The 18,117-nt window shown below is 47.9% G+C and carries 18 protein-coding genes and 1 other annotated feature; of the genes, 8 read left to right on the top strand and 10 right to left on the bottom strand.

Annotation, left to right across the window (positions count from 1 at the left end):
* Position 1 precedes the first annotated feature (1 nt).
* The 8 genes from ABFV38_RS14440 to ABFV38_RS14405 all read left to right on the top strand — a co-directional run bounded on the left by ABFV38_RS14440 (position 2) and on the right by ABFV38_RS14405 (position 9,489).
* On the top strand, positions 2-736 hold the full coding sequence (locus ABFV38_RS14440) for an ABC transporter ATP-binding protein (protein ID WP_045908612.1): 735 nt from the start codon (positions 2-4) through the stop codon (positions 734-736).
* A gap of 13 nt (positions 737-749) precedes the next feature.
* Complete coding sequence (locus ABFV38_RS14435; RefSeq protein WP_348957461.1) at positions 750-2,666, top strand: rhamnan synthesis F family protein; 1,917 nt, start codon at positions 750-752, stop codon at positions 2,664-2,666.
* Between the two features lie 2 nt (positions 2,667-2,668).
* Positions 2,669-3,523 carry an NAD(P)-dependent oxidoreductase gene (locus tag ABFV38_RS14430; protein WP_039266709.1) on the top strand — a complete coding sequence of 285 codons (855 nt, stop codon included), beginning with the start codon at positions 2,669-2,671 and terminating at the stop codon, positions 3,521-3,523.
* Complete coding sequence (locus ABFV38_RS14425; protein ID WP_045908609.1) at positions 3,507-4,415, top strand: glycosyltransferase family 2 protein; 909 nt, start codon at positions 3,507-3,509, stop codon at positions 4,413-4,415. Before ABFV38_RS14430 ends, ABFV38_RS14425 begins: the two co-directional genes overlap by 17 nt.
* Complete coding sequence (locus tag ABFV38_RS14420; protein WP_248221887.1) at positions 4,412-5,185, top strand: glycosyltransferase family 2 protein; 774 nt, start codon at positions 4,412-4,414, stop codon at positions 5,183-5,185. Before ABFV38_RS14425 ends, ABFV38_RS14420 begins: the two co-directional genes overlap by 4 nt.
* Before the next feature lie 240 nt (positions 5,186-5,425).
* Complete coding sequence (gene gndA, locus ABFV38_RS14415) at positions 5,426-6,832, top strand: NADP-dependent phosphogluconate dehydrogenase (protein WP_095442692.1); 1,407 nt, start codon at positions 5,426-5,428, stop codon at positions 6,830-6,832.
* Between the two features lie 231 nt (positions 6,833-7,063).
* Positions 7,064-8,230, top strand: a complete 1,167-nt coding sequence (gene ugd, locus ABFV38_RS14410; protein ID WP_039266705.1) for a UDP-glucose 6-dehydrogenase — start codon at positions 7,064-7,066, stop codon at positions 8,228-8,230.
* Positions 8,231-8,415: 185 nt separating this feature from the next.
* A complete protein-coding gene (locus ABFV38_RS14405; protein ID WP_348957460.1) occupies positions 8,416-9,489 on the top strand; it encodes an acyltransferase family protein in 1,074 nt (357 codons plus the stop codon).
* A 258-nt stretch (positions 9,490-9,747) separates the two neighbouring features.
* On the opposite strand, the gene ABFV38_RS14400 is transcribed toward ABFV38_RS14405, so the two are convergent.
* From ABFV38_RS14400 to hisL, 10 genes are all read right to left on the bottom strand, one after another.
* Entirely contained in the window at positions 9,748-10,752 is a 1,005-nt protein-coding gene (locus ABFV38_RS14400; RefSeq protein ID WP_235404688.1) for an NAD-dependent epimerase, read from the bottom strand.
* A gap of 142 nt (positions 10,753-10,894) precedes the next feature.
* Positions 10,895-11,506, bottom strand: coding sequence for a bifunctional phosphoribosyl-AMP cyclohydrolase/phosphoribosyl-ATP diphosphatase HisIE (gene hisIE, locus ABFV38_RS14395; protein ID WP_048223968.1), 612 nt, complete (start codon positions 11,504-11,506; stop codon positions 10,895-10,897).
* Positions 11,500-12,276, bottom strand: coding sequence for an imidazole glycerol phosphate synthase subunit HisF (gene hisF / locus ABFV38_RS14390; protein ID WP_061714814.1), 777 nt, complete (start codon positions 12,274-12,276; stop codon positions 11,500-11,502). Before hisF ends, hisIE begins: the two co-directional genes overlap by 7 nt.
* Complete coding sequence (gene hisA / locus ABFV38_RS14385; RefSeq protein WP_235404689.1) at positions 12,258-12,995, bottom strand: 1-(5-phosphoribosyl)-5-[(5-phosphoribosylamino)methylideneamino]imidazole-4-carboxamide isomerase; 738 nt, start codon at positions 12,993-12,995, stop codon at positions 12,258-12,260. The genes hisF and hisA overlap by 19 nt, the downstream gene beginning before the upstream one ends.
* Complete coding sequence (hisH, locus tag ABFV38_RS14380) at positions 12,995-13,585, bottom strand: imidazole glycerol phosphate synthase subunit HisH (RefSeq protein ID WP_045908601.1); 591 nt, start codon at positions 13,583-13,585, stop codon at positions 12,995-12,997. The genes hisA and hisH overlap by 1 nt, the downstream gene beginning before the upstream one ends.
* Positions 13,585-14,652: a bifunctional histidinol-phosphatase/imidazoleglycerol-phosphate dehydratase HisB gene (gene hisB, locus ABFV38_RS14375; RefSeq protein WP_111968055.1), complete on the bottom strand. Its 1,068-nt coding sequence runs from the start codon at positions 14,650-14,652 to the stop codon at positions 13,585-13,587. The genes hisH and hisB overlap by 1 nt, the downstream gene beginning before the upstream one ends.
* A complete protein-coding gene (gene hisC / locus ABFV38_RS14370; RefSeq protein WP_021241431.1) occupies positions 14,649-15,710 on the bottom strand; it encodes a histidinol-phosphate transaminase in 1,062 nt (353 codons plus the stop codon). The genes hisB and hisC overlap by 4 nt, the downstream gene beginning before the upstream one ends.
* Positions 15,707-17,011 carry a histidinol dehydrogenase gene (gene hisD / locus ABFV38_RS14365; RefSeq protein ID WP_348957459.1) on the bottom strand — a complete coding sequence of 435 codons (1,305 nt, stop codon included), beginning with the start codon at positions 17,009-17,011 and terminating at the stop codon, positions 15,707-15,709. Before hisD ends, hisC begins: the two co-directional genes overlap by 4 nt.
* Before the next feature lie 5 nt (positions 17,012-17,016).
* Positions 17,017-17,916 carry an ATP phosphoribosyltransferase gene (gene hisG, locus ABFV38_RS14360; RefSeq protein WP_000886595.1) on the bottom strand — a complete coding sequence of 300 codons (900 nt, stop codon included), beginning with the start codon at positions 17,914-17,916 and terminating at the stop codon, positions 17,017-17,019.
* A 45-nt stretch (positions 17,917-17,961) separates the two neighbouring features.
* Positions 17,962-18,085, bottom strand: a sequence feature (His leader region).
* Positions 18,061-18,111: a his operon leader peptide gene (gene hisL / locus ABFV38_RS14355; RefSeq protein WP_001364200.1), complete on the bottom strand. Its 51-nt coding sequence runs from the start codon at positions 18,109-18,111 to the stop codon at positions 18,061-18,063. Its footprint overlaps the feature before it by 25 nt.
* Between the last annotated feature and the right edge of the window lie 6 nt (positions 18,112-18,117).

Here is an 18,117-nt window from a genome sequence, read left to right as displayed (position 1 = left end):
TATGAATTCTGAAATAGTTCTTAAAAATGTTGGATTGCAGTTTGCACTGCATCACAATAAAAATTCAAGTTTAAAAGAGTTGTTCGCTGATTTATTCTCCAGAACTCATCAGAAAAAAAATGATACCTTTTTAGCTCTAAATAATATTAATTTGGAAATTAACCACGGTGATAGGTTAGGCATTATTGGACACAATGGAGCAGGTAAGAGCTCTTTATTGAAAATTTTGTGCAAAATTTATACGCCAACGAGTGGTACGATTGATATAAAAGGTAAAGTAGCACCACTACTTGAGATAGGTGCAGGTTTTAATCCGGAGTTGAGTGGTAGAGAAAATATTTACCTCAATGGAACGATTCTTGGTTATAATTTAAAAAGATTGAAAGAAATTGAGCCAGACATCATTAATTTCTCTGAGCTTGAACAATTTATTGACACGCCGGTAAAATATTATTCGACTGGTATGTATATGAAGCTGGCGTTCTCAATCGCTACCGCTACTCAGCCTGATATTCTAATTCTTGATGAACTTTTCGCTGGCGGTGATGCCGATTTTATCAAAAAAGCACAGGCAAGAATGAAAGCGATGATAGAAGATTCCAATATTATGGTGTTTGTTTCTCACCAAATGGATCTTTTGCTTGAACTTTGCAATCGAGTTATTTGGGTTGACCATGGCAATATCATTGCTGATGGCAAACCTGATGAAATTATTAATCAATATTTGAAAAAATGAGTGGTAATGTTTAATGCGCAGGATTGCCTTTTATCTTTTTTATGACGAATTTGGTGAAGTTGATGATTATATCCCAACCAAGCTGACTGCATTAAAGGAATTTGTCGAAGATATTGTTGTTGTTTCGAATTCGAAAATGACCGTCGCAGGAAGGGCAAAGCTTGAAAAGATTGGGGCTACTGTTTTCTGCCGAGAAAATGTGGGCTTCGATGTTTGGGGTTACAAAGAAGGAATGGAAACTATTGGCTATGATGAGTTAGCCAGTAAATACGATGAGGTTATTTTACTCAATTACACCTTCTTTGCCCCGATTTTCCCTTTTTCCGAACTTTTCAATGAAATGGATAGCAGGGCGTGTGATTTCTGGGGGATTAGCGAACATAACGAAATGGTTCCAAATCCGTTTACAGGAACTGGAGTCTTGCCTCGTCATATACAATCTCATTTTATTGCAATTCGCAAGAAAATGTTAAACTCCATTGAGTTTAAAAAATATTGGCAAGATATGCCAATGATTAATAGTTATACTGATTCTGTTTTAAGCCATGAATCACGCTTTACGTCTCATTTCCAGGCAATGGGCTTCACATCATCTGTTTATATAAGCAATGATAACTACCCATCAGATTACCCAACATTCATTGACGTTAAGCGAACTATTGAAAATAGATGTCCAATTCTTAAACGTCGTTTATTTTTCCATGATCCAATGTGGCTTGACATTAACTGTGTAGATCTACGCGGCGCTGTGGAGACCATCGAGAAGACAAGTGATTACGATATTGGTCTTATCAATCAAAATATTAATCGCACAGTAAAACCACGCATTCTTTACACAAATCTGGAACAGTTAAGGATCTTGCCTGATAATTATCCTTCTCCAGAGTATAACAACGTAGCGAATCCGGAACCAAAAATTGCTGTTCTTGCTCATGTATTTTATTCAGATATGTGGGAAGAAATTTATTCTTATATAAAAAATATTCCTTATAAATATGATTTGTATATTTCAACCTCAAGCGAAAAAGATGCATCCATACTAAGAGAAAAAACGAAAGATATCGGGCAGTATGTTGAGGTTCGCGTCGTTGAGGAAAACAGAGGACGTGATATGTCCTCATTATTTATCACATTTAAGGACATTGGTACCAGTGATAAATATGATTATATCTGTCGCTTACACTCGAAAAAATCCCCGCAGAATGGATTTGCACGTGCTGATTCGTTTAAAAAACATCTCTATGAGAACCTTCTCGGGTCACCAGAATATATCACCAACGTTATTGGTTTGATGAACAAGCGTAATGATATAGGAATAATTTGTCCACCGCTTGTTCACATCGGTTTCCCTACAATGGGTCATGCCTGGTTTGCAAACTATTGGCCAACAAGTGAGTTATGTAAGAAGCTTGGCGTTGTTGTTCCATTGGATGATGACACTCCTGTTGCAGTATATGGGACGATGTTCTGGTTCAGGCCCGCTGCTTTACGTCCTTTATTTGAGCATAATTGGAAATGGACAGATTTTAATGCTGAGCCAGCGCATGTCGATGGTAGTTTATCGCATGTTCTTGAGCGCATTATTAGTTATGTAGCAAAAAATGAAGGATTTAGTGTTTATAGTGTAATGACACCAACTCAAGCAGAAAAGAATTATGCTAAGTTAGAATTTAAACATCAGAAAATTATGTCTGCCCTGCCTAATGGTGACGTTTACTGGCAATATTCAAGCTTGCTTAGGTTGTTTACCGAAACGAAATCGGGTAAACCGGATTTCCTTGCTGTATTAAGCGGATGTTCAAGACTACTGTTTAGTTCGTTTAGACGTACGGTTTGGGATAAATATCCTCGTGTGGCTAAAACGCTATATGGTCCATATCGTTTAACGAAAAAAGCCTATAAACTTGTAAAATTTAAGAAGAATAACTGATTATGAAAATTGCTGTTACTGGTGCTGGTGGTTACATAGGTAAACATGTCGTGAAAGCATTGACTTCAATGCATCACGATGTTGTCGCAATAACATATCCCGGTTCAAGAAATACGATTACATCGGAAGTTATTGAAATGGATATTTTAGATGCGAGTGATGATAAAATCATTGAAGTTTTCTCTGACTTTGATGCTGTGCTCCATCTAGCCTGGAGTGCTGGTTTTAACCATCACGATCAAGGTCATATCGCTAATGTTATGAACCACTATCGATTTTTAAAAGCCTTGATTAGCGCAGGTGTACAAAATATTTCAGTGGCCGGAACCATGCATGAAATAGGTTATCATGTTGGGGAGATTACTGAAAAGACGGCTTGTAATCCTAGTAATCCTTATGGGATCGCGAAAAATTTCTTACGCCAGATCTGCACTTATGAAATGGAAAAGGCCGGAATTTCATTAAAATGGCTGCGTATGTATTACATAACTGGTGATGACAGAAACAGTAATTCAATTTTCTCAAAAATAATGGCTGCAGAAGATGCCGGTAAAGAAACTTTCCCACTTAACAGTGGAGAAATGCTGTATGATTTTATCGACGTTGAATGCCTTGCAAAACAAATCGCGACAGCGACTATCCAGACAGAGGTTGCTGGAGTGATTAACTGCAGTAGCGGCAAACCGAAAAGTTTACGTACAGCAGTAGAAGAGTTTATAGAACAGCATAGACTCAAAATTAAACCAGTTTATAATGTATTCCCAGCTCGTGCCTATGACTCTCCAGCTATCTGGGGTAATAGTAATAAAATTGAGCAAATCATGGCAAATGGTTGCACTGATGACAAGCAGGGATAATTCTCAGCCACACAAGGTTATAGCAATTGTTGTAACCTTTAATCCTGTAACAACCAATCTATCGTCACTTGTCTCTCAGTTAGAGACACAATCCTATCGAACTATTATCGTCGACAATGGTAGTGACAATATTGAGGATATTTCCAGGCTTCAGACTTCCTGCTCTAACGTTGAGCTTTTGTCCCTTTCTGATAATATCGGTATTGCCGCTGCTCAAAACAAAGGTATCCGCCATGGCCTTACTCTTGGCGGAGATTTTACATTATTCTTTGATCAAGATAGCAGTATAGCTGAAGATTTTGTCAGCAAAATGGTCGAAGATTTTGTATCTCTTAAGCAGAGTTACAATATTGCTGCTCTTGGACCAACACTGCAGGATAGCCGCTATAAAAAAATATATCCTGTAATTAGAATGTCCAGGCATGGCTTACGCACTAAAATCATTCCCGATATAACATCATCTAAACCTGTTGAAGTGTCATGCATTATTGCCTCAGGATGTCTTGTCGATAATAAGGTTTTATTGTTAGACAACCTTATGGACGATTCACTTTTCATTGATTATGTTGATACTGAATGGTGTTTAAGAGTTATTAGCCGTGGTTTTAAAATATTTATTACTCCAAATGTCATTATGCAGCATGAAATAGGTGATGCTCATATTGAAATGTTGGGGTTTGTTATTCCTGTTCACTCTGCATGGCGCCGTTATTATCGAGTCAGGAATGGTGTTTTTATGTTAAAAATGCCTCACATTCCAAAGCTATTAGCTATTCGGGAAATTGTTTTTTCTTTTGTGCATCAAATGATTTTACTTTTTAAAAGTAAAAACATTGAATACCTGAAGGTATATTTCCGTGCAATGTCAGATGCAGTCAGAAAATTATTATGATACACATAATAGTAGTAAGTCATTTTCATGATGATTATATCAAGTCATTAATTAATAAAATTAATGATTCTCAGTTTGATGCGAGCTCTCTATTTAGAATATACATAAAAGATAATGTAAATAGCCTTGGATTGCGAGAGTTTTGCGCGAGCGAAAAGATTTGTTATATTCCGTCTCTTGAGCGTTCGGGGTTTTCACGCAATAACAATCATGCTGTTGCAAAGATAATTGAAGATTATTGCGTTAATGTTCAGGAAGATTATTTCTTATTTCTCAATCCAGACGTATTGGTCGATGCTGACACGCTTAAACAATTAAGTGGAATACTTGCATGCCATAAATATGATCTCTTTACAGCTGATCTCTACAAAGATCAGAATTTGACTGTACGAGATCCCTCAGTCAGACATTTTCCCAAATTAGTTAACTTCTTTACTTCGTATTTTCTGGGTTATAATAAAAGTATAATAGATCGCTCTGATATTAACACTCATCAGGTTGTTGACTGGTGCGCCGGTTCTTTTTTAGGGATGAAATGCTCGGTTTTTAATCAAATCAATGGTTTCGATGAGCAATTTTTTATGTACTGTGAAGATATCGACATTTGTATCAGAGCAAAAAATGCAGGTTATAAATTAGTCTATCTTCCTGAATTAAAAGTAGTACATTTTAGTCAAAATGATAATAGAACATTGTTTAGCAAACATTTTCTATGGCATCTGAAAAGCGTTATGTACATGTTTCGTAAACATGTTTTAAAAGTTTGCTGAAATTAAAGGCGATCGGAGAACGTGTAAATTGCAATTACTTCAGATGGTAATTCAGTATGCCTCGCTGCGTAACATTTTTTGGTCTGAAATGTTTTCCGAAATGTGCACTTAAGGTTAAACAGATGGGACAAGAAGTTTACATGGCTACTGTTCATCGCAATAAATTTTAAGTTAACATGTTTACACTTTGTATCGCCGGGAAGAATCCGCTGGCGTATCCACACCTGACAGGAGTACGTAATGTCCAAACAACAAATCGGTGTTGTCGGTATGGCTGTTATGGGGCGCAATCTGGCGCTCAACATCGAAAGCCGTGGCTATACCGTTTCCGTTTTCAACCGTTCCCGTGATAAGACCGAAGAAGTGATTGCCGAGAACCCAGGCAAGAAACTGGTTCCTTTCTATACGGTGAAAGAGTTCGTTGAGTCTCTGGAAACGCCTCGTCGTATCCTGTTAATGGTGAAAGCAGGTGCAGGTACCGATGCTGCTATCGACTCTCTGAAGCCTTACCTCGAAAAAGGCGACATCATCATTGATGGCGGTAACACCTTCTTCCAGGACACCATCCGTCGTAATCGTGAACTTTCTGCTGAAGGCTTCAACTTCATCGGCACCGGTGTTTCCGGTGGTGAAGAGGGCGCGCTGAAAGGCCCATCTATCATGCCTGGCGGCCAGAAAGATGCATACGAACTGGTTGCACCTATCCTGACCAAAATCGCAGCCGTGGCTGAAGATGGTGAGCCTTGCGTAACCTATATCGGTGCGGACGGTGCAGGTCACTATGTGAAAATGGTGCACAACGGCATCGAATACGGCGATATGCAGCTGATTGCGGAAGCATACTCTCTGCTGAAAGGCGGCCTGAACCTCTCCAATGAAGAGCTGGCTGAAACCTTCACCGAGTGGAACAAAGGCGAGCTGAACAGCTACCTGATTGACATCACCAAAGATATCTTCACGAAAAAAGATGAAGAGGGTAAATACCTGGTTGATGTGATTCTGGATGAAGCAGCGAACAAAGGCACCGGTAAATGGACCAGCCAGAGTTCTCTGGATCTGGGCGAACCACTGTCTCTGATCACCGAATCTGTCTTCGCACGTTACATCTCTTCTCTGAAAGAGCAGCGCGTTGCGGCATCTAAAGTGTTGTCAGGCCCGCAGGCTAAACCAGCAGGTGATAAAGCGGAGTTCGTTGAGAAAGTGCGTCGTGCACTGTACCTGGGGAAAATCGTTTCTTACGCGCAAGGCTTCTCTCAGCTGCGTGCGGCATCAGACGAGAACAACTGGGATCTGAACTATGGTGAAATCGCGAAGATCTTCCGCGCGGGCTGCATCATTCGTGCGCAGTTCCTGCAGAAAATCACCGATGCCTATGCTGAAAACGCCGGTATCGCCAACCTGCTGCTGGCACCGTACTTTAAGAAAATTGCGGACGAATACCAGCAGGCGCTGCGTGACGTGGTTGCCTACGCTGTGCAGAACGGTATCCCGGTTCCGACCTTCTCTGCTGCAGTAGCCTACTACGATAGCTATCGTGCTGCGGTACTGCCGGCTAACCTGATTCAGGCACAGCGTGACTACTTCGGCGCACATACTTACAAGCGTACTGATAAAGAAGGTGTGTTCCACACGGAATGGCTGGATTAATCTGATTTAACCTCAGGTTGTATGCAAACCCGGAGATATTCTCCGGGTTTTTTTTACATCAAAATAATCACCAAATGTTCGAAGTAGTCTGAATGTTGTCACGAGACGGGCTAATCCTCTGGCTTCGCCTTGACAGTCCCACAAGGCAGGAGGTAAAAAGCCCAACAGTCATTGGTTATCATGATGGTCCTCGGGTCATCTTAACAGTTCACTTACAGAAGTTACTCGCAAATGAAAATAACTATTTCCGGTACAGGGTATGTAGGTCTCTCCAACGGTATTCTTATTGCTCAGAATCACGAAGTGGTCGCGCTAGATATCGTTCAGGCCAAAGTGGACATGCTCAATAAGAAGCAGTCCCCGATTGTAGATAAAGAGATTGAAGAGTATCTGGCAACGAAGCCGTTAAACTTCCGCGCTACGACTGACAAGCGTGATGCTTACGTGGGGGCAGAATATGTGATTATCGCCACCCCTACAGATTACGATCCCAAAACCAACTATTTTAATACCTCAAGCGTTGAGTCGGTCATCCGTGATGTCATTGAATTCAATCCAGATGCGGTCATGATCATTAAATCCACCATTCCGGTTGGTTTTACCCAGTCGGTTAAAGAGAAGTACGGTATCGATAACGTTATTTTCTCGCCAGAATTCTTGCGTGAAGGTCGCGCGCTTTACGATAACCTGCATCCATCACGAATCGTGATTGGCGAACGCTCTGAGCGTGCAGAGCGCTTTGCGGCACTGTTGCAGGAGGGCGCGACGAAGAAAGATATTCCGACGCTCTTTACCGACTCAACAGAAGCGGAAGCCATCAAGCTCTTTGCCAACACCTATCTGGCAATGCGTGTTGCTTACTTCAATGAACTGGACAGCTATGCTGAGAGCCTTGGACTTAACAGTCGTCAGATCATCGAAGGTGTTTGCCTCGATCCACGAATTGGTAACCATTATAACAATCCCTCTTTTGGCTACGGCGGTTACTGTCTGCCTAAAGATACTAAGCAGCTACTGGCAAACTATCACTCCGTTCCAAACAATATTATCTCGGCGATTGTGGACGCCAACCGCACACGTAAAGATTTCGTGGCGGACTCCATTCTTTCCCGTCAGCCAAAAGTGGTGGGCGTCTATCGTCTGATTATGAAAAGTGGATCCGACAACTTCCGCGCTTCATCCATTCAGGGGATCATGAAGCGTATCAAGGCCAAGGGTGTACAGGTCATTATTTATGAACCTGTCATGCAGGAGGACGAGTTCTTCCATTCGCGCGTTGTGCGGGATCTGGATGCATTCAAGCAAGAAGCCGATGTAATCATTTCTAACCGCATGGCTGAAGAACTGGCGGATGTTGCAGATAAAGTCTACACGCGCGATTTATTTGGTAGCGACTGATTGAACATTCTGGCACCCCAACCTATGGTGGTGCCAGTTTGAGCTGTCTATTTATAATTATGCGCATCGTTCCTACCTAAGTGATTTCTCATATCGAATGTCCATTGAATTGCTGATATTTATTCAATAGTATTACATTCGCTATCTATATTTCTGTTTTTGAAATGACCACTGGAATATGATAAATGAACAATAATAATGTAACAACTTCAAATATGCGTCTATTTGCGCCAGATTTCATAAGAGTGATATCATTTTTCATGATCGTATTGTTCCATTATAATGTGGAAATATATTATAACTACCCCGGCTTTTTAAAGCTCGGTGAATTGTCCTATTTCGGTCAGACAATGGGTGATGTTGGCATTTCTATGTTTATCATTATTTCCGGGTTGTCTTTGGTTATCAGCACCAAAGACAATAATGACTATGTTCTTTTTCTGAAGAAAAGAGTGCTTGCAATATTCCCATCGTTTTGGATAAGTTATTTAATTGTTGCTGCACTTATGCTAATTATCAAAGGCAGTTTTGTTGGAGATGGGCATTATTGGAAATTTATTCTCTCAATAATTGGTCTTGATGGCTTTTTTCTTTATCGGATGCAGAACTATTATCTGGTGGGGGAATGGTATACAGGTTATATGATTATCACATATCTATTCTTTCCTGTGCTGTATGAAGCTCTCAAGAAAATGCCAGTAATTGCATGGGGAGTCGTGTCAGCTATATTTTTTGCTGTTGGACTTAACTATCAAAAACTGTTCTCTGTTTATATTAATTGTAATCCTCTTATGCGGTTGCCAGATTTTTTATTTGGCATGAGCTATGCTTATTTTATTTTAAAGAACAAAAAAAATCGTCTCTATGCAATGTTAGCAGGAATGTTAGCCTTAGCTATTGCAGTTCCTGCTCGTGAAAGCATAATGCCGCAACTGTACATGTTAATTTTTGGTGTTTCTTTATTTTCAATAGCTGTTTATTTGATTGAGTTTTTGGGAAGTATAGACTGGCTCAGAAACATTACCAGTTATTTTGCAAAACATGCATTCGTTGCATTTTTATTTCATCATCAGATTCTCTATTTTGTCATGAGTAAAATTGGCGGGCGTATTTCTTCAGGGATTGAGTCTTTGTGTGTGTTTTTATTTATACTTTTCTCAAGTGTTGTTATGGCAATATTGACGGAGCCCTTAGTCAGGATCTTAACTAAAAAAATGAGAGCTATCTTGTTACCTTCTGTTTCGACTTCCAGTCGTTAATTATACTCATGAAGACGCATCTGGGAAAACGGATGCGTCTTTTACGTTATTTATTGGGATTCTGATAGTAAGTTGTCTTATTTTTAAATAGCCAGAAATAAAAATACTGCAACCGCGACAAAGCTATCAGGAATGACTTCTGATATATAATTAAAACATGCTGATGTTGGCGGTGTTATATTATTAACCCAAAATGAAAAATCCACCTTTAAAAAGGTGGATAGAGAGGGTTTTTAAATATTATGCCTGTGTATAGTTTTAAAGCTTATAAAAAGCCCGATACCAGTCCACAAAATTCTTCACCCCTTCCTTCACCGACGTTTTCGGCTTAAACCCAATCACGTCATAGAGCGCCGTGGTATCCGCGCTTGTTTCGAGCACGTCACCTGGCTGAACAGGCATCATATTTTTATCCGCTTCTTTGCCTAACGCTTCTTCCAGCGCGGTGATGTAATCCATCAGCTCTACTGGCGCACTGTTGCCAATGTTGTAAACACGGTACGGCGCAGAGCTGGTCGCCGGGGACCCTGTTTCAACGGTCCAGTTCGCATCGGCCTGAGGGATAACATCCTGGAGGCGAATAATAGCTTCAACAATATCATCGATATAAGTGAAGTCGCGCTTCATCTTGCCATAGTTGTAAACATCAATACTTTTGCCTTCAATCATGGCCTTAGTAAATTTAAACAGCGCCATGTCCGGACGGCCCCATGGCCCATACACGGTGAAAAAGCGCAGGCCGGTCGTCGGCAGATTGTAAAGATGAGAGTAGGTATGCGACATCAGTTCGTTGGATTTTTTCGTCGCGGCATACAAGGAAACCGGGTGATCAACCGAGTCATCGGTGGAGAACGGCATCTTTCGGTTCAGGCCGTAAACAGAGCTGGAAGAAGCATACAGTAAATGCTGCACCTTGTTGTGTCGGCAGCCTTCCAGTACGTTGAGATGGCCGATAAGGTTTGATTGCGCATAAGCGTGCGGATTTTCCAGAGAGTAACGTACGCCAGCCTGCGCGGCGAGGTGGATCACGCGGTCAAACTTCTCAGCAGCAAACAACGAGGCCATCCCTTCGCGATCGGCCAGATCCAGCTTATGAAAAGTGAAATTGTCGGACGTAAGCAGATCCAGTCGTGCTTGCTTCAGATTGACATCGTAATAGTCATTAAGGTTATCAATTCCTACAACCTGATGTCCTGCCTGCAGCAGGCGCTCGCTGACGTGGAAACCGATAAAGCCGGCAGCGCCGGTGACCAGAAATTTCATCTTCAACCTCAATGTTAAATGAGTAACTCTTAACGCATAAAATCGTGCGTTTACACTATCGGCTGATGATACCCGCTCACGGAAGGAATGATAACTGCTTTATTACAGGAAAAGGGGAGCGAGCGCTCCCCCGGTAGGATGTTTATTTATGTCTTTTACGTAAATTCTCAATCACCGCCGTCAAATCCAGCGCCTGATCCTGCAGGAGCACCAGCAGGTGATACACCAAATCAGAGGCTTCATTCGTCAGCTCCTCGCGGTCATGCACGGTCGCGGCCAGCGCAGTCTCAACGCCTTCTTCACCCACCTTCTGCGCAATTCGCTTGGTGCCGCTGGCGTACAGCTTCGCAGTATAAGAACTCTCAGGATCTGCCGTTTTACGTTCTGCCAGCAGTTGCTCCAGTTGATACAGGAATAGCCACTGATGACTCGCCTCGCCGAAGCAACTGCTGGTGCCCTTATGGCAGGTCGGGCCGATTGGGTTTGCCAGCACCAGCAGAGTATCGTTATCGCAGTCAGGCGTAATGCTGACCACGTTCAGGAAATGACCCGAGGTTTCACCCTTGGTCCACAGGCGCTGTTTCGTGCGGGAGTAAAACGTCACTTTGCCGCTTTCGATCGTTTTCGCCAGCGCGTCCTGGTTCATATAGCCCAGCATCAGCACTTCGCCTGAGATGGCATGCTGGACAACCACCGGCAGTAATCCATCCGTTTTTTCCCAGTCCAGCTGCGCCTGTTGTTGCTCTGTTAACATACCCTGATCTCCACGCCCTGGTCGGCCAGGTACGTTTTTAACTCACCAATATTAATAATCTGTTTGTGGAACACGGAAGCGGCCAGCGCGCCGTCTACGTTAGCATCGCGGAAGGCTTCGAGGAAATGTTCCATGGTGCCCGCGCCGCCGGAGGCAATCAGCGGAACGTGGCAGACTGCACGGACTTTTTTCAGCTGCTCAAGGTCATACCCGTTACGCACGCCATCCTGGTTCATCATGTTGAGGACAATCTCGCCCGCGCCACGCTTCTGCACTTCCTGCACCCAGTCGAGCGTTTCCCACTGCGTTACGCGCGTGCGGCTTTCGTCACCCGTATATTGATTGACGTGGTACTTGCCCGTTGCGACGTCATACCAGGTGTCGATCCCAACCACAATACACTGCACGCCAAAACGATCGGCGAGGCGAGTAATCAACTCCGGGTCGGCCAGGGCAGGAGAGTTGATGGAAATCTTGTCGGCACCAAACGAGAGAATTTGGGCCGCATCGTCAGCGGATTTAATCCCGCCCGCCACGCAGAACGGAATATCGATCACTTCCGCCACGCGCGCCACCCAGCTTTTGTCCACCACGCGTCCATCGCTGGAGGCGGTAATATCGTAGAACACCAGCTCGTCTGCGCCTTCATCGGCATAGCGTTTTGCCAGCGGGACGATGTCGCCAATGATCTCGTGGTTGCGGAACTGCACGCCTTTCACGACCTGGCCGTCACGTACGTCCAGGCAAGGGATTATCCGTTTTGCCAGCATTGAATCGCCTCCGTCACCGTAAATTTACCTTCCAGCAGGGCTCGGCCCACAATCACGCCCTGCACGCCCGTTCCGCGCAGCGCGGCAATATCGTTTAAATCACCAATTCCGCCCGAAGACTGGAACGCCACCTGCGGATAACGCGCGCAGATCTCTTCATACAGCGAGACGTTGGAGCCCGCCAGCGTGCCGTCACGGGAGATATCCGTGCACAGCACGTGCTTCAGGCCAACGGGGAGATACATCTCGACCAGCGCCTCCAGCGTCACGCCGGAGTTTTCCTGCCAGCCGCTGACCGCCACCTGCTTATTACCTTGTTCATCAATGCGCACGTCCAACGCCAGTACCAGCGCGTCGGCGCCAAAGCGGCGGAACCAGCCTTTTACGATCTCAGGCTCTTTCACCGCGGTTGAACCGACCACCACGCGCGCTACGCCCGCGTCCAGCAGTGCCGCAACGTCATCTTCTGTACGTACGCCGCCGCCCACCTGTACCGGCACATCAACACTGGCAACCAGATTTTTCAGCAGAGGGATCTGGCGTTTTGCCGGGTCTTTCGCACCTGTTAAATCGACCAGATGCAGCACCTGAGCCCCCTGGGCGGCATAATCCTGCAGACGCGGCAGCGGATCGTTTCCGTAGTCTCGCTGCTGCCCGTAATCGCCCTGATGAAGACGGACAACCGTGCCACCAATTAAATCTAACGCGGGAATAATCATCACATCTCCAGGAAGTTTTTCAGCAGCTGCGCGCCCGCGGCGCCTGAGCGCTCCGGGTGAAACTGTACGCCGAAGAAATTGTCTTTCTGCACGGCTGCGGTAAATGCCTCGCCGTAAGTGCACTGGGCGATCGTATTCGCGTTCACCGGCATGGCGTAGCTGTGTACGAAGTAAAAATACGCGCCGTCTTCAATGCCGCGAAAAAGCCTGTCGCCCGCTTTGGCGTACACGCGGTTCCAGCCCATATGCGGCAGAGGCAGACCGTGGTCGGTCATCTTCGGCACGTCTTCGTCGATAATGCCCAGCAGATCAACGCCGTTATTCTCTTCGCTGCGGCGGCCAAGAATCTGCATGCCCAGGCAAATCCCCAGCACCGGCTGGGTACAAGCCTTGATGAGATCGACCAGCTCGCGCGCGTGGATCTGATCCATCGCCGCCTGCGCAGTGCCCACGCCCGGCAGGAATAACTTATCGGCACGTAGCACCACGTCCGGGTCACGGCTGACCACCGGCTCGTAGCCGTGGCGCGCAATCGCCGACTTTACGGAGTTCAGGTTGGCGCATCCGGTATCCAGAATCACCACGTTCATTACAGGACTCCTTTTGATGAGGGCAGGGCGTCACCTTCCACGCGGATTGCCTGGCGCAGCGTGCGGCCGAAGGCCTTGAAGAGACTCTCTACGCGGTGGTGGTCGTTCTTGCCTTTGGTCTTCAGGTGCAGCGTCAGGCCCATGGTGTAGGACAATGAACGGAAGAAGTGCTCCACCATTTCGGTGCTCAGATCGCCCACGCGCTGGTAATTGAAGTCTGCTTTATATTCCAGGTGCGGGCGACCGGAGATATCCATCGCACAGCGCGCCAGACACTCGTCCATCGGCAGGACAAAGCCAAAACGGTTGATGCCGCGTTTATCACCGAGCGCCAGCTTGAGGGCTTCACCCAGCGCCAGGCCGGTATCTTCCACGGTGTGGTGATCGTCAATATAAAGATCGCCTTTTACCGTGATCTCCATGCGGAAACCGCCGTGGGTGGCAATCTGGTCCAGCATGTGGTCGAAGAAACCCACGCCGGTGTGGATCTTGCTGCCGCCTTCGCGGTCCAGCCAGACCTTCACATCAATCTGCGTCTCTTTGGTGTTACGTTCAACGTGCGAGTAGCGGTCACGTTTTGTCAGCTGTTCGCCAATCATCGCCCAGTTAAGGTTGTTGCGGTCGTAGCGAAGCCCCGCGATGCCCATGTTTTCCGCGAGCGTAATATCAGTGATGCGATCGCCGATGACATAGCTGTTAGCCTTATCCAGCACATCCTCTGCCAGATAGCGCTCGACCAGCTTCACCTTTGGCTTACGGCAGTCACACTCGTCGGCTGGCATGTGCGGGCAAATCAGCACTTCATCAAACACCACGCCCTGAGAGGTCAGCACCTGCATCATTAAATTATGCGGGCCGTCAAAGTCTGCCTGCGGGAAGCTGTCGGTACCCAGACCGTCCTGGTTGGTGATCATCACCAGCTTGTATCCGGCTTTTTGCAGCTTGAGCAGCACCGGGATCACGTCAGGTTCAAACGCCAGCTTGTCGAATCGGTCGACCTGAAAATCAGCTGGTGGCTCCGAAATAAGGGTGCCGTCACGATCGATGAAAAGGATCTTCTGGGTCATACTTTCTCCGCTTTCAGGGCGTCAATGACGCGCTGGCTCTCTGCGCGGGTGCCGACGGTAATGCGCAGGCATCCGCTCAGAGAAGGTTGTTTATTCTGGTCTCGTAAGATAATGCCCTGATCCCACAAAGATTTAAATACGGCGCTGGAGGCGGTAAAGCGCACCAGGATGTAGTTGGTTTCCGAGTCGAATACCTGCTCCACGCACGGGATATCCTTCAGGGCGGTCACCAGGTACTGACGTTCCTCCAGGATTTGCGCCACGCGCTCGCGCATCGCGTTAATCCCCTGAGGCGTCAGCGCCTGTGCCGCAATATCGGCAACCGGCGTCGAGAGGGGGTACGGAGCGATCACCTTCAGCAGCAGGTCGATGACCTCTTTATTCGCCAGGGTGAATCCGCAGCGCAGACCCGCGAGGGCGAAAGCCTTCGACAGCGTACGCAGCACCACCAGGTGCGGATACTCTTCCAGCCAGCCTGCCAGCGTTGCCTGCGGGCAGAACTCGATGTAGGCTTCGTCGGCGACCACCAGCGCTTTTCCGCGCGTCATCTCCAGCAGGGTTCGGATATCCTGTGGGTTAATAATCTGGCCGGTCGGGTTGTTTGGGCTACAGACAAAGACGACTTTTACGCCGTCAAGATTGTCGGCAATGCCCTGCAGATCCAGCTGCCAGTTCTCCAGGGAGAGCACGTTGCGGCACGCCACCCCAAAGGTTTCCGCGCTGACGCTGTACATGCCGTAGGTCGGCTGGCAGTACATGACGGCGTCTTTGCCGGGCTCGCAGAACGCGCGGATCAGCAGCTCAATGCCCTCATCCGCGCCGCGGCTGACCAGCACCTGCTCTGGCTTCACGCCAGCATACTGCGCGTAGTTTTCGATTACCGCCTTCGGCTGACACTCCGGATAACGGTTCAGCGTTTGCTGCGACAGCTCAAACTGCACCGCCGTTGGATATTCGTTGGCGTTCAGCCAGACATCCCCTTTGCCGCCCAGACGACGCGCAGACTGATAGGGCGTCAGGCGACGGACATTTTCGCGGGCTAATTCTTCAATGTTCATGCTTGCTCCTTCAGGGCTGCAACGCGCAGCGTAACGGCATTTTTGTGGGCGGTCAGACGCTCGGCGGCGGCCAGAGTTTCAATGGTGGACGCCAGTGAGGCAAACCCTTCGCGGGAGAGTTCCTGCACGGTCATGCGTTTCTGGAAATCCGCCAGTCCCAGGCTGGAACAGGTTGAGGTATAGCCATACGTTGGCAGCACGTGGTTGGTGCCGGAGGCGTAATCGCCCGCGGACTCCGGGGACCAGTCGCCAAGGAACACCGAGCCCGCGCTGGTAATGCTGTCGACCAGATCGCGCGCATTGCGGGTCTGAATAATCAGGTGCTCCGGGCCGTACTGGTTAGAAATGGCAATGCACTGCTCAAGATCGCGCGCCACAATCAGGCGGCTGGCCGCTAACGCCTGGCGTGCCGTGTCGGCGCGGGGCAGATCGGCAAGCTGACGCTCCACGGCCTCGCCCACGCGTTTCGCCATATCGGCATCCGGCGTCAGCAGGATAACCTGCGAGTCCGGGCCGTGTTCCGCCTGGGAAAGCAGGTCGGACGCGACGAAATCCGGCGTGGCGCCGCTGTCGGCAATCACCAGCACCTCAGACGGGCCGGCAGGCATATCGATGGCCGCGCCGTCCAGACGCTGGCTGACCTGGCGCTTAGCCTCGGTCACATACGCATTGCCAGGGCCAAAGATTTTGTCGACCTTGGGAATGGATTCCGTGCCGAATGCCAGGGCGGATATCGCCTGCGCGCCGCCCACTTTATAGACCGCCTGCACGCCGCACAGCTTCGCCGCATACAGGATCTCGTCGGCAATCGGTGGCGGTGAGCACAGCACCACTTTCTGACACCCGGCAATGCGCGCGGGGGTCGCCAGCATCAGTACGGTGGAGAAAAGCGGGGCAGAGCCGCCAGGAATATAGAGGCCGACCGACGCAACCGGGCGGGTTACCTGCTGGCAACGCACGCCGGGCAGGGTTTCCACATCTACGGTCTGCAGCTTTTGCGCGGTGTGGAAAGTATCAATGTTTTTCACCGCAACGGCCATCGCCTGCTTGATGTCATCTCCCAGACGCTTGCTGGCATCAGTCATTTCCTGCTCGGTAACCTGTAATGCGCCAACTTCCGTCTTATCAAACTTTGCACTGTATTCACGCAGCGCGTCATCGCCGCGGGCTTTGACGTTATCCAGGATCTCCGCCACGGTGCGCGAGATGCTTTCAGAGGCGGAAATCGCCGGGCGCATCAGCAGCTCGCGCTGCTGTGCGTCGCTACAGGTATTCCAGTCGATGATTGTGTTAAAGCTCATGGCCATTACTCCATCATCTTCTCAATCGGCAGCACCAGGATGGAGCTTGCGCCCAGCGCCTTCAGTTTTTCCATGGTTTCCCAGAACAGGGTTTCGCTGCTCACCATGTGCATCGCCACGCGCTGCTGATCGCCCGCCAGCGGCAGGATGGTTGGGCGCTCGGCGCCCGGCAGCAGGGCAATGACTTCATCCAGACGCTCGGTTGGGGCGTGCATCATGATGTATTTGGATTCACGCGCCTGAATGACGCCCTGAATACGGGTCAGCAGTTTGTCGATCAGCTGCTGCTTAGCGTCGGCCATCTCGCCGTCACGCTGAATCAGGCACGCTTTGGAGCGGTAGATCACCTCCACTTCGCGCAGACCGTTCGCTTCCAGCGTCGCGCCGGTAGAGACCAGGTCACAGATGGCGTCCGCCAGACCCGCACGCGGCGCCACTTCAACAGAACCGTTCAGCAGACAGGATTTAAATTGCACGCCTTTCTGATCCAGATAGCGCTTTAACAGGTGAGGGTAGGAGGTGGCGATACGTTTGCCGTTCAGCGCGGCCGGGCCGTCCCACGCTTCATCAACCGGCGTTGCCAGCGACAGGCGGCAGCCGCCGAAGTCCAGACGACGCAGGGTGAAGTAACGCGGATCTTCGCCCTGCGCGCGGCGGGTCAGCAGCTCTTCTTCCAGTACGTTTTCGCCGATGATGCCGAGGTCAACGACGCCATCCATGACCAGGCCGGGAATATCGTCATCACGCACGCGCAGAATGTCGATGGGCATGTTTTCAGCCAGAGCAATCAGGCGCTGGGTGTGCAGGTTAATTTTAATCCCGCAGCGGGCCAGCAGTTCGCGTGAATCGTCACTCAAACGGCCTGATTTTTGAATAGCTATGCGTAAACGTGAGTTATCTAACATTCTTTATTCCTCGTTAACCTGTTTTAACCTGTCTGAATTCGGTCCAAAAAAAAGCCCCCGGAAGAAGATCTTCCGGGGGCTTTTTCATGCGTTCATGCACCACTGGAAGATCCAAACGTCTTCCAGCACACATCGCCTGAAAGACTAGTCAGGATGATGGTGATGATGGTGGTGTTTAAATTGAACGCGTGTCATATAAAT

It is taken from the genome of Enterobacter cloacae complex sp. Mu1197 (assembly GCF_040059225.1).
GTDB classification, from domain to species: domain Bacteria; phylum Pseudomonadota; class Gammaproteobacteria; order Enterobacterales; family Enterobacteriaceae; genus Enterobacter; species Enterobacter quasiroggenkampii.
Note: the sequence above shows the minus strand (reverse complement) of the source record. Positions and strands in the feature narration are given on the sequence as shown.